General features: G+C 49.2%; 12 protein-coding genes. 5 read left to right on the plus strand and 7 right to left on the minus strand.

The genetic code is table 11. The features are described from left to right. Positions 1-472: 472 nt before the first annotated feature. The 3 genes from SPK40_RS08555 (at position 473) to gcvP (ending at position 5,243) form a co-directional block, all read left to right on the plus strand. The gene (locus SPK40_RS08555) at positions 473-1,768 is read left to right on the plus strand and encodes a serine hydroxymethyltransferase (RefSeq protein WP_330960153.1); all 1,296 of its coding nucleotides are present in this window, start codon (positions 473-475) and stop codon (positions 1,766-1,768) included. Positions 1,769-1,877: 109 nt separating this feature from the next. Next, positions 1,878-2,252: a glycine cleavage system protein GcvH gene (gcvH, locus tag SPK40_RS08560; RefSeq protein ID WP_330960154.1), complete on the plus strand. Its 375-nt coding sequence runs from the start codon at positions 1,878-1,880 to the stop codon at positions 2,250-2,252. 108 nt (positions 2,253-2,360) lie between these two features. After that, a complete protein-coding gene (gene gcvP / locus SPK40_RS08565; protein ID WP_330960155.1) occupies positions 2,361-5,243 on the plus strand; it encodes an aminomethyl-transferring glycine dehydrogenase in 2,883 nt (960 codons plus the stop codon). Positions 5,244-5,308: 65 nt separating this feature from the next. Here gcvP and SPK40_RS08570 read toward each other — a convergent pair whose 3' ends face one another. From SPK40_RS08570 to SPK40_RS08600, 7 genes are all read right to left on the minus strand, one after another. Next, a complete protein-coding gene (locus SPK40_RS08570; protein WP_330960156.1) occupies positions 5,309-5,821 on the minus strand; it encodes a GNAT family N-acetyltransferase in 513 nt (170 codons plus the stop codon). Between the two features lie 3 nt (positions 5,822-5,824). Beyond that, on the minus strand, positions 5,825-6,994 hold the full coding sequence (locus SPK40_RS08575) for a MerR family transcriptional regulator (protein ID WP_330960157.1): 1,170 nt from the start codon (positions 6,992-6,994) through the stop codon (positions 5,825-5,827). A 293-nt stretch (positions 6,995-7,287) separates the two neighbouring features. After that, a complete protein-coding gene (locus tag SPK40_RS08580) occupies positions 7,288-7,923 on the minus strand; it encodes a LysE family translocator (protein WP_248142150.1) in 636 nt (211 codons plus the stop codon). A 207-nt stretch (positions 7,924-8,130) separates the two neighbouring features. Then, positions 8,131-8,460, minus strand: coding sequence for a hypothetical protein (locus tag SPK40_RS08585; RefSeq protein ID WP_330960158.1), 330 nt, complete (start codon positions 8,458-8,460; stop codon positions 8,131-8,133). Continuing rightward, positions 8,457-9,401, minus strand: coding sequence for a hypothetical protein (locus SPK40_RS08590; RefSeq protein ID WP_330960159.1), 945 nt, complete (start codon positions 9,399-9,401; stop codon positions 8,457-8,459). The genes SPK40_RS08585 and SPK40_RS08590 overlap by 4 nt, the downstream gene beginning before the upstream one ends. Positions 9,402-9,457: 56 nt before the next feature. Then, a complete protein-coding gene (locus tag SPK40_RS08595; RefSeq protein WP_330960160.1) occupies positions 9,458-10,531 on the minus strand; it encodes a DUF6765 family protein in 1,074 nt (357 codons plus the stop codon). A 320-nt stretch (positions 10,532-10,851) separates the two neighbouring features. Then, complete coding sequence (locus SPK40_RS08600) at positions 10,852-11,460, minus strand: DNA-3-methyladenine glycosylase I (RefSeq protein WP_305885167.1); 609 nt, start codon at positions 11,458-11,460, stop codon at positions 10,852-10,854. Positions 11,461-11,976: 516 nt separating this feature from the next. On the opposite strand from SPK40_RS08600, the gene SPK40_RS08605 reads away from it, so the two are divergent. Together SPK40_RS08605 and SPK40_RS08610 are read left to right on the plus strand one after the other, a co-directional pair. Next, entirely contained in the window at positions 11,977-13,215 is a 1,239-nt protein-coding gene (locus tag SPK40_RS08605) for an ATP-grasp domain-containing protein (protein ID WP_330960161.1), read from the plus strand. After that, positions 13,200-14,411 (plus strand): MFS transporter, encoded by a 1,212-nt coding sequence (locus tag SPK40_RS08610; protein WP_330960162.1) that lies wholly within the window; start codon positions 13,200-13,202, stop codon positions 14,409-14,411. Before SPK40_RS08605 ends, SPK40_RS08610 begins: the two co-directional genes overlap by 16 nt. Position 14,412: the final 1 nt, after the last annotated feature.

Here is a 14,412-nt window from a genome sequence, read left to right on the forward strand (position 1 = left end):
ATATTTGAAATAAAGTTTCCTATTGGAAACTCATCGAAAAACAAAGCAACCTGCCCGCCGAAAAATCGCGTCTCAAGACGTAAAGGCCATCCCGAAACCAGAAAGCAAGCCGCAGCCATTTCCGCCCTCAACCCTTGCCAGCCCTGGTATTGATGACTGACTATAATTAGAGTCAGCACACATTTCTGACAAGCAGATACCGAAAATTTCGTGCCTATCATAGAAATTAACATGACAAGAAGCAAACGTTTGCGTAAGATTGCGACCACTAAAGTGAACGATTATCCACTATTGGAAATTTTGATTTGATCCGTTATCAATAGAGGCGTATGTTACGCACTTGTTAGGCTGGCGCAATCAGACGCATACCTCCCAAGACAAGGAAGCGACAATAACGAGACATCACAATAGATACCGCTCTGCCTGCCGTGACAGTGAATCGGTTCAGGGCGCGAATTGAGGATAACGTGAAATGAAAACTTCATACCAAAACCATGACCTGGAGATGTTCTTCTCAACCAATCTCTCTGAGGTGGATGGTGCTGTGAACGCTGGGATTGCTGCCGAGCTGAACCGCCAGAATCAGCAAATTGAGCTGATTGCATCAGAGAATATCGTTTCCAAAGCCGTCATGCAGGCACAAGGCTCCTGTCTGACCAACAAATATGCGGAAGGTTATGCCGGTCGTCGTTATTACGGCGGTTGTGAACATGTGGATGAAGTTGAGCGTATTGCCATTGCACGCGCCAAACAGCTGTTCCAGTGTGAATACGTCAACGTTCAGCCGCACTCCGGTGCTCAGGCAAACGGTGCTGTGATGCTGGCGCTGCTGCAACCGGGCGATACGATTCTCGGGATGTCTCTGGATGCCGGTGGTCACCTGACACACGGTGCGCGTCCTGCCCTCTCCGGTAAATGGTTTAACGCAGTTCAGTATGGTGTCAGACAAGGCAGTTGCGACATCGACTATGATCAAGTGCGCGAGCTGGCTATCGAACATCAGCCAAAAATGATTATTGCCGGGGGTTCCGCCATTCCCCGTCAGGTGGATTTCGAAAAATTCCGTGCGATCGCGGACGAAGTCGGTGCATACCTGATGGTTGATATGGCCCACATTGCCGGTCTGATTGCCGCAGGTGAACATCCGTCACCGCTGCCGCATGCACATGTCGTGACAACGACAACGCACAAAACCCTGCGTGGTCCGCGAGGTGGCATGATTCTGACCAACCACGAAGACATCAACAAGAAGATTAACTCTGCGGTCTTCCCGGGTCTGCAAGGCGGTCCGCTGATGCATGTCATCGCAGGTAAAGCCGTCGCGTTAGGCGAAGCGCTGGAGCCAGAATTCAAGCTGTATATCAAAAATGTGATCAACAATGCGAAGGTGCTGGCTGAAACCCTGCAAACCCGTGGTTGTGACATTGTCACAGGTGGTACAGATACTCACCTGATGTTGGTTGACCTGCGTCCGAAAGGACTGAAAGGCAATCAGGTTGAAGAAGCGCTGGAGCGCGCGGGAATCACCTGTAATAAGAACGGCATTCCGTTCGACCCTGAAAAACCAATGGTCACCTCAGGAATCCGTTTGGGCACACCGGCGGGCACCAGCCGTGGCTTCGGCGAAGCAGAATTCAGACAAATCGGCGAGTGGATCGGCGATGTCCTGGATGGCCTGGCAGTCAATCCGGAAGACAACAGTGAAACCGAACAACGCGTGAAGCAGCAAGTTCAGAAACTATGCGGCCGCTTCCCGCTGTATCAGTAATTTCATTTTGCCGTGTGCGTTGAAGGACACGGTAAGCAAGAAAACACCGGCAGGGAAATCTGCCGGGATAAATAACAAAGATGCGGAAACATTGCGCAAGGAGATTCAAATGAGCAACCTGAAGTTTACTGAAAGCCACGAGTGGGTACGCGACAACGGTGACGGCACTATCACCATGGGTATCACAGACCACGCTCAGGAGCTGCTGGGTGATGTGGTTTTCGTAGACCTGCCGGAAGTTGGTGGCAGCACTGAAGCTGGTGAAACTTTCTCTCTGGTTGAGTCTGTCAAAGCCGCGTCAGACATTTATGCACCTGTCACTGGTGAAGTCGTTGAAATCAATGAAGATCTGGGCGACAGCCCTGAACTGATCAACGAAGAACCATTCGAAGGTGGCTGGATTGCTAAAATCAAAGTTGCTGATGTCGAAGAGCTGAGCAAGCTGATCGATGAAGACCAATACAAGGCAAGCATCGAAGACTAAGGAACACTGCGGCTTTCAATCCATTGGAAGCCGTTTTTCCACCCAAGAGATTTCTCGCCATTGCCGGCAGATGGCTGGCAATGTGTAGTAACTGTTCAGGAAAGAACCATGACCGACATGAACCTTTTACATGCACTGAGTGACGACAAAGCCTTCGCTGGCCGTCACAACGGCCCGAATGAAGCACAGCAAGCAACCATGCTGCAGTCCATTGGTGTCGACAGCATTGACAAGTTGATTGAAGAAACTGTCCCGGCTTCCATTCGTCTGAAAGAAGCGATGAAGCTGGATCAGCCGCAAAGCGAAGCAGAAATGCTGGCTGCGCTGAAAGCCGTTGCCAGCAAAAACGTCATCAACCGCAGTTTCATCGGTCAGGGTTACTACAATACCTTCACGCCGAACGTGATTTTGCGTAACGTGCTGGAAAATCCGGGCTGGTATACCGCTTATACACCTTATCAGCCAGAAATTTCTCAGGGCCGCCTTGAATCGCTGCTGAACTACCAGCAAATGATCATGGACCTGACCGGCATGGAACTGGCAAACGCCTCCTTGCTGGACGAAGCTACGGCTGCGGCTGAAGCCATGACCCTGTGTCAGCGCGCCAGCAAAAACAAGAGCAAAGCATTCTTCGTCTCCACCGATCTGCACCCGCAATCGGTTGACGTTGTGACCACCCGTGCTGGATACATCGGCATTGAAATTATTCGCGGCAAAACCGACGAGCTGGACAACCACGATGTCTTCGGTGCGCTGGTTCAGTACCCGGGCACCACAGGTGCGGTTGCCGACCTGACCGACATCATCGAAAAAGCACACGCGAAAAAAACACTGGTCGCTGTTGCTTCTGATCTGCTGGCCCTGACCATTCTGAAAGCGCCGGGTGAAATGGGTGCTGACGTTGTAATCGGCAGTGCACAGCGCTTCGGTGTTCCAATGGGCTTTGGTGGTCCGCACGCTGGCTTCATGGCGACCAAAGATGCTCACAAACGCACGATGCCGGGCCGTGTAATTGGCGTTTCCAAAGATGCCAAAGGCAATCAGGCGCTTCGGATGGCGATGCAAACCCGTGAACAGCATATCCGTCGTGAGAAAGCGACTTCAAACATCTGTACCGCTCAGGCGCTGCTGGCCAACATGGCTGCGTTCTACGCCCTGTATCATGGTCCTGAAGGTCTGCGCAAAATCGGACGCCGGGTTCACCACCTGACTGCAATTCTGGCTGCCGGTCTGAAGAATGCGGGTCTGGTGCTGGAAAACGACTCTTTCTTCGACACCATTACCGTCAACACCGGTAAACAAACCAATGCTGTCTACAAAAAAGCACTGGATGCCGGAATGAACCTGCGCCAATTTGGTGACAAACTGGGTGTGAGCCTGGATGAAACCACCACAGTTGCCGATGTTGAAGAACTGCTGGAAATCTTTACTGGTCAGGCGCTGAAAGCTTCTGCTTTCACTGATGACATCGCTGCAGACGAATTTGCGGCTATTCCGGAAAGCTGCCGTCGTACCAGCAAGTACCTGACTCACCCGGTGTTTAACCAGTACCACAGTGAAACGCAAATGATGCGTTACATGAAAAAACTGGAAAATAAAGACTACTCACTGACTCACGGGATGATTCCGCTGGGCAGCTGTACCATGAAGCTGAATGCTGCAGCAGAAATGATCCCGGTGACCTGGCCAGAATTCGGTGCACTACACCCGTTCGCGCCGACTGATCAATCGAAAGGTTATCAGGAACTGGCAGGCAAACTGTCTGAAATGCTGTGTTCAATCACGGGCTATGACGCGTTCTCACTGCAACCAAACTCGGGAGCACAGGGTGAGTACGCAGGTCTGATCGCAATTCAGCGCTACCATGAAGCGAACAACGAAGGTCATCGTAACGTCTGTCTGATCCCAAGTTCAGCACACGGCACCAACCCGGCTTCAGCAGCCATGGTTTCCATGAAAGTGGTCGTCGTTGGCTGTGACAGCATCGGGAACATCGACGTTGAAGATCTGAAAGCGAAGATCGAAAAACACCGCGACAACCTGTCGTGCATCATGATCACCTACCCTTCAACGCACGGCGTTTACGAAGAAGCGGTTCGTGAAGTGTGCGATCTGGTCCACGCGGCAGGCGGTCAGGTTTATCTGGACGGCGCGAACATGAACGCACAGGTTGGTCTGACCAATCCGGGCTTCATCGGTTCTGATGTATCGCACCTGAACCTGCACAAAACCTTCTGTATCCCTCACGGCGGCGGCGGTCCGGGCATGGGTCCAATCGGTGTGAAATCACACCTGGCACCATTCCTGCCAGGACACGTTGAGTCTGAGAACGCAACCGAAGGTGCACAATACGCGGTTTCTGCAGCCGAGCTGGGTTCTGCCTCGATTCTGCCAATCTCATACGCCTATATCGCCATGATGGGCTCAGAAGGTCTGACTCAGGCAACCAAACTGGCGATTCTGAACGCCAACTATGTGATGGAGCGTCTGCGTGACCACTACCCTGTGCTGTACCGCGGTACACACGGCCGTATCGCGCACGAATGTATTATTGACATCCGTCCGCTGAAAGAAGCGTCAGGCATTTCTGAAGAAGACGTGGCGAAGCGTCTGATGGACTACGGTTTCCACGCGCCAACCATGTCCTTCCCGGTTGCCGGTACCCTGATGATCGAACCGACTGAGTCGGAAGATCTGGCTGAACTGGATCGCTTCTGTGACGCCATGATCGCCATCCGTCAGGAAATCGCCCGCGTTCAGTCTGGTGAATGGCCACTGGAAGATAACCCGCTGGTGAATGCGCCGCATACTCAGGTTGACCTGATGAATGCTGAGTGGAGCCACACTTACAGCCGTGAACTGGCTTGCTATCCGTCCGCGCAAACCAAAGACGCCAAATACTGGCCGACCGTTAACCGTGTCGACAACGTCTTCGGTGACCGGAATCTGGTGTGCTCATGCCCAAGCATCGAGAACTATATTGAGGACTGATTGTTCTGAATCTCGCAATAAAACAGAAGCGAGGCCAATTGGCCTCGCTTTTTTCTTGTCTGTTTTCATCCATAGAATGACTGATGAAAACTAACTTCACCAACAGGAATCGGACTGCATGCTTTCAGCGGCTGAATCATGAAGTATTCTGCCGGTACGCCCGGTAATGTCAGATTCACATGGGATTCAAATCCAAACCTTTGGTAATACGCGGGTTCGCCCAGTAAGACAACACCATCAGCCCCTTGCGCCAGTAACCGTGATAGACCTGCTTCGATTAACCTGCCGCCAATCCCCTGGCCTTGTCGTTCAGGAGCGACAGAAACAGGCGCCAATCCAAACCAGTTTGATGATTCGCCTGCAATACAAACCGGAGAAAAAGCAATATGCCCGATAATACCCGTTTCATCTTCAGCCACTAAAGATAGTGCCAACACTTTATTTGCTCTCAACCGATTCACAATCAAATGCTCATTGGGTTCTGCGCCGGGCGCATGAGAAGGATGGTTTTTAAATGCTGCCAATGTGAGTGTTTCAATCTTTTCTAAATCTGTAATGTGCTCATTTCTGATATTCATGTGTTACTTTCTCTCTAAAATAAATATCTGATATCCGTACTGACTCAAATATTTGTTGTGAAATTCAATCTCCGCCTGAATGTCATTCAACGCATTTGAACTAAACGTATTTTCATCAAGCTGATCGATCTTCGCTTTCAACGGTTGAAGATAATTTTTCCAGGCTTCAGGACTAAGTTGATAATTTTCAACCAATTTAAATCCGCTTTGCTCCATCATTTGCATACGATTTGCCACTGAAGACATATCAGGGTAATGATGCTGCCAATAAGTTCGCACTTCGTCATCCGGAGAGTCGGTTAACCAGACCAAATCACTCAATACCATCAATCCATGTGGTTTTAAGAAATGCTTCCATTGTTCAATTGCTTGCTGAACACCCATAATATATGCACTTCCTTCTGACCAAATCACATCAAACTGATGCTGAGAAAACGGCATATCAGTCATACTTGCACAGACAGTTTTTACATTTCCGGATTCTCTATGACTGGCAAAGTTTTCTTTCAGGCAGCTGAGACAATATTCATCGTTATCCAGCACCGTAATCGCAAACTGACTGTGTTTTTGAATCACAGCAGTTGCCACGCCTTTTCCGCAACCAACTTCAAGAAGCTCACCAGAAAGACTCGGCAGCAGCGTCAAAGCCCTTTGGGTATCGGCATCGCTTCCTGGCCCCAAGCGCTCAAGCCCTTCAAAAATTTTTTCAAATTCAGCCATATACTCTTCATGTGCGTTCATATCTTTAGATAACCATTTCAAGCGAAGCGCCTGTTTTTCGCTAAACCCTTGCTTCATCAGCCAATTCAGGTGAGCTTCTGGTGCCTGACTCTCAAGTGTCTGATGCCACGCCCGCATTGAACCCATTCCCAGTAAAGCAGCCAGCAATGCTCTGGCTTTCTCCTTTTGCATGATTTCAGCATCAAGTGCGTTCAATCTCTGCGTCAGCTGCTTCCGGTCAATTTTTGCTTCCATACAATCCTGACACTCTTTGAGTGTCAGCCCGCCGCTCTGCAACTGAAGGAGCAATCTGAGTTTCTGAACATCAAGCTCTGTATATTGGCGATATCCATTCGCCTGTCTCTTTGAGGTGATCAATCCAATTTTTTCGTAATACAACAATGTTGAACGGCTTAACCCAACAATTTCAGCCAATTCAGATATCCGATACATGGGTCATCCTCTGTTTGATGCGTGCACTTTAAACTATGAAGCTTTAGACAGGTCAAGGCCAATCATCAATGATTCATTCGGGATCATTCTGAGAGTAAAGAGCCGAACATTCATATACCGATGAATAGCATCAAACTGCAGAAATTCGTCTGGAGATTTCTTCTCAGAATGAAGCAATTGATGAAAACGAGAGAAAATGAAAAGAGAGAGAAGAGAGATTAAATGCCCGGTTTTATTCAGCAGAACACAACAAAACCGGGCTAAGGCAGAACGAGGATAAGACGGCGTTCCTTTTAGCCCTGCGAAGCAACCAGCAACCGGACCCCAAACACACCAAACAGCGTCGCGGTAAAGCGGGACAACCACTTCTTCACGGAAAGATTCACCGTCAATTTATGACTGATAGAGGCTGAAACCCAGGCAATGAAGTGACACCATAACATGCCGTTGAAGTTAAAAATCAGTCCCAGAACGATAAACGCCAACGCCTTGTTATCGCTGGATGCAGAGATGAATTGCGGCATGAATGCAAGAAAGAAAACTGCGATTTTCGGATTGAACAGATTGGTGATCAATCCCTGAGTGTAGATTCGTTTCAGTGAGGCCTTCGGTTTTTGAATCACCTCCGCCTGCTCCGTCTCACCACGGCTTCTGAGCATACTGATTGCCATATAAATCAGGTATGCGCCACCCAGCACTTTGACGAGAGTAAATGCCGTTGCTGACGTGGCTAACAAAGCCGATAAACCCAACGCTGCGGCAACAATGTGAATCAGCGTCCCGGTGCCGATTCCTAATGCAGCGGCAGATCCCGCTTTGAATCCCTGCGTTGCTGCACGCCCTGCAATCAACAGTGAGTCCGGCCCGGGAATCATATTCAGTAACAAACCGGAGACCACAAACAACCACAAGTTCTCGATACCAAACATGACAAATTCTCCTTCTCTGCACCTGATAATTCCTTACAACACAGCGTGATCCCACTTAAGCATCACAACCGCAGTCGCTTTTCAAGGCGCAGATTTTAGCACAGGCCCGCCAATGTGCCGCTCATTCATTGCTGCAAAAAGCGCCCAAACCAAACCGCAAGGCTGAACACCTCGCTGTTTGTCTCATGCCGCTTATAGCCATTACAGCTAAACAAATTTTGCCAGTTGTTTAAGTAACTTATCTAAACCACGTGCAATTTTGGCTACCGTTTCGGCGTGCTCAGTCACCTCTTCTAACGACTTCCGGGCAGTCTTCGCCAGCTTGAGCAACGACTGAACATCTTCTTCACGGGAATCCAGCAAAGCAGATTGTTTCTCGATGAGTGCCCGGTTGTAGCGGTAAATCTGTTCACCGTACGCTTCACACTGCAAGATTAATGATTCCTGATCCGGCGTCAGCATCGTCGAATCAAGATAGTTCTGTATCAGACGATAGGTTGCGTCTAACTCTTTATACGCTTCTGCGTGAAGACTCATGATGCTTCCTTAAGGCTCTTTTGAAATGCTTTGATCGCATCAACCTGAACTTTGGTGGATTGGATGGCTTTTTTTGCGGCCGACAGTGACAGGTCATTGTCAGATTCCAGGGAGTCAACAACCGCGGTGTTGAGCTTCTGGACCGCCGCCAGAGCTTTATCCAGCTGAATGAACTCAGCATCGAGATGCAATAATTGCTGCTTAATCCGGTAGGCTTTTCGATACCCTTCCATGCGCTCTTCCAGAGAATCGCTAAAGGTTACACAGCGCAGATCGGTACTCTGTTCACACCGGTTCGGATTGTTCAGTAAATACAGACGAATCCGCAGCTCTTTCTGCAGAGATGTCCGGGTCGCCTGTTTCCACGCCGGAAGATCACTGCGCAGCACATCGATCGTATTCTGGATAACGGGTTCCGATGCTTTCATCAGGCGCTTTAAAGCTTCGTAACGCGCGCTTTCTGTATAGGCCCTACCAAGTGCATTGGCACTGAGTGACGCCAGCTCAATCTGCTCCTGACTGACACCTTGTACCTGCGGATATTCAGACAAAGAGACTAACGCAGTATTCAGCTTCTCTGCCTGCTCATTGAGAGCCGTGCTGGCCTCATCTGAAGCCAGCGCGTTGATACTTTGCGTAAACACCAGAAGATGCTTTAACGCCTGAATCTGACCTGAATTATCGATTTGTTTGATATCCAGATCATTGCCTGTCACGCCGTCTCTGACGGCACCCGCCAGCACAGAGTCCACTCTCGCTTGTTCCGTTCGTTCATAGACTCCCAGAAGTGCAGTCTGTACCTGAGCCGACTGCTCTGCATATTCACTGACCAGCTTCACAGACTCATGCGAAGCACATCCACTGATGACCAATATCAATCCGGGCAGGACAACCCGACTTGCCAGATGCAACACACTGGCCTCTTTCGTCCTTTTTTCCATTCCTTTCATCCACTTCACAACAATCAACATCAAATTTCGGGACGGCGACCCTGCAGTTATGCCACACAAATGCCATAGGCAGGTAAAACATCCCGAATCAGTTCTAACCGATAGGTTTTCAGCGCATCATGGAAAAATTTCCAGTCTGAAGAGAAAAACGACTCTGAATACTTGTAGTACGGTTTCCCATCCCGCACGATTGCCGGCCCTCTTGCTTTTTCTTTCCAGCTCTCCGGACCTGTTTTGTGAAACGTCAGCACTTCAGGCGCAAACCCAAAATCGCCGGTCGCAATATGTTGCAGCCATTGTTCGTGCCGCCGTTCACCATCCTCGTCATCAAAGGTACGCAGCGCACTTTCAATGAGATTTCGCTGTTGTGCCGTCAGCCCCGGCTGCTGATCAATCTTCACAGCATGATCCTGTGCGAGATAGCACTGTATCGCTTTACACATGGCATCAGCCGCCTGTACAAAGATTTCTGTATTGTCGCGCACCACGGTTTCGCCGGTTCCGTTCACATAAATCCAGCTTGCATACGGACGATCCGGAAAAGACAACGCAGCGCCATGCCCCAGAGGTGACGCTGAGGAAATACCATGCCGAAGAACGTCATTCCGGATCCGTTCCGCTAAACTCATATATTGCGCCGACTCAATGGATTCAACGCGATTAATATCGTGAACCACACCGGCAAAACCCTGATGGGCAAAAGTATCGGCGTAAACATGCATGGCAATCCCCAGCATGTGCAACGCATAAGGCTTATGCCAGTGTGTCGCCACCATTCTTAGCATATCTCTTGCCACCGGACTGTCCGGCATACAAATCAGCCGATTGATAAAACGGCCTTCAGGCGGGTGACCCGCTTGATTTCCATGGTTTCCGGGCAAAAAATGAAAAGGAATCCAGACCATGTGGTTCGCGAGTTTAACCGTGTTCCGGTAATCCAGCATCTTGTGTGCTGACACAATGCGATCAAACATCGCACCATTTTCAAAATAGATAGGATTTTCATTTGTTGCTTCATCAACATACTGAGCACAGTAAGCCACAACAGATGCTTGGTGATGATTTAAACCTGCATAACGGGCGACAACATATGTCATCGCGTGATGGCCATCGATTTGCATGTTTGCCTCCGGAAAAATTCTGTCAACTGCGGAATACACCCGGATTCAGATGTTCCGTTATTTCCGCGCATAGGAAATAGATGGGAGCTAAAATCTCATATGAAAAGTATGGTTTTCTTTTTATTCTTTAAGTGACGGATAAGTACCACTCTCATGTAATTAACAATAATGATAATTACCTTGAGTCATCCATCAAAAATGTGTCTTTCCTGAAACAGGACAGAATAAATGGGAACCGTGACCTATCTTTATATAAAAAAAGAAGCAAGGCTGATAACCCTGCTGCTTTTTGTATTCAGTTCACGACCTGGCGGCAACATTTATTCCGCAGGACGTTGAAATGAGGCCCTTAACTTTTCTGCTTTTTCCCGGAATGCACAACTTTCAGCATGATCATTAATCAGCCCCATCGCCTGCATGAAAGCATAAACCGTCGTTGGCCCGACAAACTTCCACCCCCGTTTTTTCAGTGCTTTTGAAAGGGCTTTCGATTCTTCAGAAACAGACAATGACTGTGGCGTCACGCCTGTCGTATCAGGCTCAAAACGCCAAAAGAAAGCTGCCAGAGAACCCTCTTCTTTCACCATTTCCACCGCGCATTTGGCGTTATTGATAGTCGCTTCAATTTTGCCCCGGTGCCGGACAATGCCTTCATTCTGAAGTAAACGCTCGACATCTTCTTCAGAAAACTGAGCCACCTGGTAAAAATCGAACTGCTGAAATGCTTGTCTGAAATTTTCCCGTTTCGTCAGAATCGTTCGCCAGCTCAGACCCGACTGAAACCCTTCCAGACATATTTTTTCGAAGAGACGCTGATCATCGCTTACCGGAAAACCCCATTCGTGATCATGATAATCCATATAATCTTCGGTGGCACTGCACCATGAGCAGCGTAATTTTCCGTCCGGTCCTTCTATCAGCTCAGTCACTTTAATCCCTCCAGTGTCGGTATTTTCTGAAAATTAGTTTTGGGTTGATCTCATTCACGATATGCCTGATGAATACCAAGATATCAGGCGGTCACTTCATGATTATGATATTGAAAATGAATTTACAACCAAACAACGCAGAAGCACAGCAATAAAGCAGAAACCTGCCGCACCTCACGGCTGAAGACTCCCAGCCTTTTTAATCAGCCAGATCCGTGCACCAAAAACCCACTGACGCGTCACCTCCGGATCACTTTCACTCGGCCAAATCCCTTTTTTATTACTGATAGGTTCAGTTGTTAAGGCAATGATTTTGTGTTGTAAGGGGATCGTGATCGCAATGTTGCATATGGTTCTGGAATTATCATTTCAATTCACAGATGAATGGGCAAGTATCTCAACCGACATGCAGTAACATGAACCATAAAAATATAAATTTACTGGTTCATATATCTGCAATTTTTCTGAAAATTAAAAATAAAACACCAAAACAAAAATCATATAAAGAGGATAATTATGTCAGCGCTCATCTTATCCAGTAAAAAATTTATTCTGTCCATTCATCCCCGTATCCGGGATGCGTATTTTCATGGAGACAGTCTTTTAATCACAGAGTCGTTATCTGCCGGAAACAGGAGCGAGCTGGCAGCTCATTTTGGCCGAATCATCGAATTGGACCATTATTTTTCCTACTCGGCGACGGAACTTTTGCAACGGCTCGCCGACATTGATCTACTGTCTTCCATTGACATGGTCATTGCCTTTTCGGAAGGCGACATCCTTCGTGCCGCAGAAATACGGGCAACGCTTGGCATCCCCGGACAGCGACAGGAACAAGCCATCCTGTTCCGAGACAAAATCCTGATGAAACAACACGCAGCACGGTATGGCGTGGTCACTGCGATGCCGCAAGATGCAATTCACGTCGTCAACTGGCAAGCATTGCCTTACCCCATTGTGGTCAAGCCAAAAGCCGGACGTGGCTCCCAGCACACATTCAAAGTCGACTCTTACAAGCATTGGCTTGAGGTGAATTCAGAGATCGATCCGACTGACATGATCATTGAGCCCTACGTCACCGGAGAAGTCTTTCACGTCGACGGTCTCGTCGTGAACGGAAAACTGTCGGTGTGCAGCCCGGCCAGATATGTCGGCAACTGTATGGATTTCGTTGGCGGTCAATGCCTTGGCTCATACACGCTGTCTGAATCAAACCCGCTTTATCGGCCTTTAACTGAATTCAGCAGATATCTGCTTGAGCACGTCTTCCCGACGCCCAGGCATTCCCTTTTCCATATCGAATGCTTTGTCGGGAAAGACAATCAGATCACCCTGTGTGAAATTGCCTGTCGTCTGGGTGGGAATGATCTCCTCACTGAAGTCGAATTGGCCTACGGGGTGAATGTCGTCGAGGCATATTTACATGCCGAATTCAGATCAGAGGCGCTTTGCCCCAGCCCCCGGTCTCCGGTACAGATCGGCGGACGCTTCCAGCTTCCTCCGCAGTCAGGTCAGTTGGCCTGTTCCCAGACACCGTTCAGGCATGAAAACGTCGTCAAGTATCAATCCCGGGCAGTTTCAGGGAAAAACTACAGCGCGATGGCCATGTCAAATGACGCCCTGATTCACGTTGTTGCCAAAGCCGACAGCGAAATGAATATGGAGAAACTTTTCCTGGCCATTGAACAGTGGGCCGCAGACGAATTCATCTGGTCAAAGAATACTGAGGAGGTCACGCAATGCATGCTGAATTAATTGCGGTTGCGAGAAATCCGCAGTATCGCCACTTCTGGGTGGCGAATATCATGAGCAACGGGGCGATTTGGATCCAAAATACGACGTCTTCAATCGCTTTAACGCACTTATCGACCTCAGCTGTTGTGAATTCGCTGGTTCAGGTCGCAGCAACCCTGCCTTTCTTATTGTTTGGCATCCTGGCTGGTCAGGTGGGCGACAAGTACAGCAAGCCGCTGGTCCTGACTGTCGCTCAGCTCAGCCTGGGTCTGGTTTCATTGACGCTTGCAGCCGCCACTTGGTGGGGGCTGCTTTCGCCTGCCTTGCTGGTTGGAGTGACCGCTGCATTTTCTGTCGCAACCGTCTTCCGTATGCCTGTTGCACAGGCCGGAATCGCACTGACTGTGCCCAGAGACCAGGTCAGGCATGCAGCCGTTCTCAACAATCTGGGGTTCAATATTGCCCGGACTGTCGGACCCGCGATTGCCGGGTCGCTGTTACTTGCGCTCGCCTATTTCCAGGTTTATCTGCTCACTGCGGCGATGCTGCTTGCGGTGGCAGCCTACTTTTTGTATGGGTTTTATCACGAGCGAAACACTACGGCAAAACAAACAGAGTTCATTTCGTTCCGTGATACCTGGAAACATATTTACACATCCACCCTGTTCCGTCGCTGCACATTCGATGCCTGTATTCTGTTCTTCGCAGGCAGTGTGATCTGGTCAATGATGCCTTTCATTGCCAAGTATCACTTAAATCAGAGCACAGCAGGACAAGGGAGCTTAATGGGCGCAACCGGTCTGGGAGCACTCTTAACCGTTGTCGTCTTGCCGGCTGTGCTGAAAATCCGCCATAACCACCACAGCTACTGGCTGTGCTACAGCCTGATGATATCGTCCATTGCAGCCATCTGGCTGAGCAGTCATCTGACGCTCATCTTTGTCGCGCTCATGATCTTTGGCCTGAGTTGGAGCATGGCTGTGACCCTGCTGAACGGAGAAATCCAGTCTTCCTTTCCACGGCAAATGCTCTCCCGTGTGATTGCGATCTATCTGATCGTCATGTATCTGGCTCAGGCAACCGGATCGCTCTGGGCAGGACTGGTCAGTCAGTTCTTTGAAACCCGTGCCGCACTGATGTGCTCGGTCGTTGTTTTAGCTCTGGGTCTGGGTTTACGAACCCTGATGTTTGCATCCACTGATGATGATAAGGAATAGA

This window comes from Photobacterium sp. 53610 (assembly GCF_036409375.1).
Taxonomy (GTDB): Bacteria; Pseudomonadota; Gammaproteobacteria; order Enterobacterales; family Vibrionaceae; genus Photobacterium.

Bases quoted from the DNA above. Each gene is read 5' to 3' on its own strand.
- SPK40_RS08555 (WP_330960153.1), top strand. From the start codon at position 473: ATGAAAACTTCATACCAAAACCATGACCTGGAGATGTTCTTCTCAACC.
- gcvH (WP_330960154.1), top strand. From the start codon at position 1,878: ATGAGCAACCTGAAGTTTACTGAAAGCCACGAGTGGGTACGCGACAAC.
- gcvP (WP_330960155.1), top strand. From the start codon at position 2,361: ATGACCGACATGAACCTTTTACATGCACTGAGTGACGACAAAGCCTTC.
- SPK40_RS08570 (WP_330960156.1), bottom strand. From the start codon at position 5,821: ATGAATATCAGAAATGAGCACATTACAGATTTAGAAAAGATTGAAACA.
- SPK40_RS08575 (WP_330960157.1), bottom strand. From the start codon at position 6,994: ATGTATCGGATATCTGAATTGGCTGAAATTGTTGGGTTAAGCCGTTCA.
- SPK40_RS08580 (WP_248142150.1), bottom strand. From the start codon at position 7,923: ATGTTTGGTATCGAGAACTTGTGGTTGTTTGTGGTCTCCGGTTTGTTA.
- SPK40_RS08585 (WP_330960158.1), bottom strand. From the start codon at position 8,460: ATGAGTCTTCACGCAGAAGCGTATAAAGAGTTAGACGCAACCTATCGT.
- SPK40_RS08590 (WP_330960159.1), bottom strand. From the start codon at position 9,401: ATGGAAAAAAGGACGAAAGAGGCCAGTGTGTTGCATCTGGCAAGTCGG.
- SPK40_RS08595 (WP_330960160.1), bottom strand. From the start codon at position 10,531: ATGCAAATCGATGGCCATCACGCGATGACATATGTTGTCGCCCGTTAT.
- SPK40_RS08605 (WP_330960161.1), top strand. From the start codon at position 11,977: ATGTCAGCGCTCATCTTATCCAGTAAAAAATTTATTCTGTCCATTCAT.
- SPK40_RS08610 (WP_330960162.1), top strand. From the start codon at position 13,200: ATGCATGCTGAATTAATTGCGGTTGCGAGAAATCCGCAGTATCGCCAC.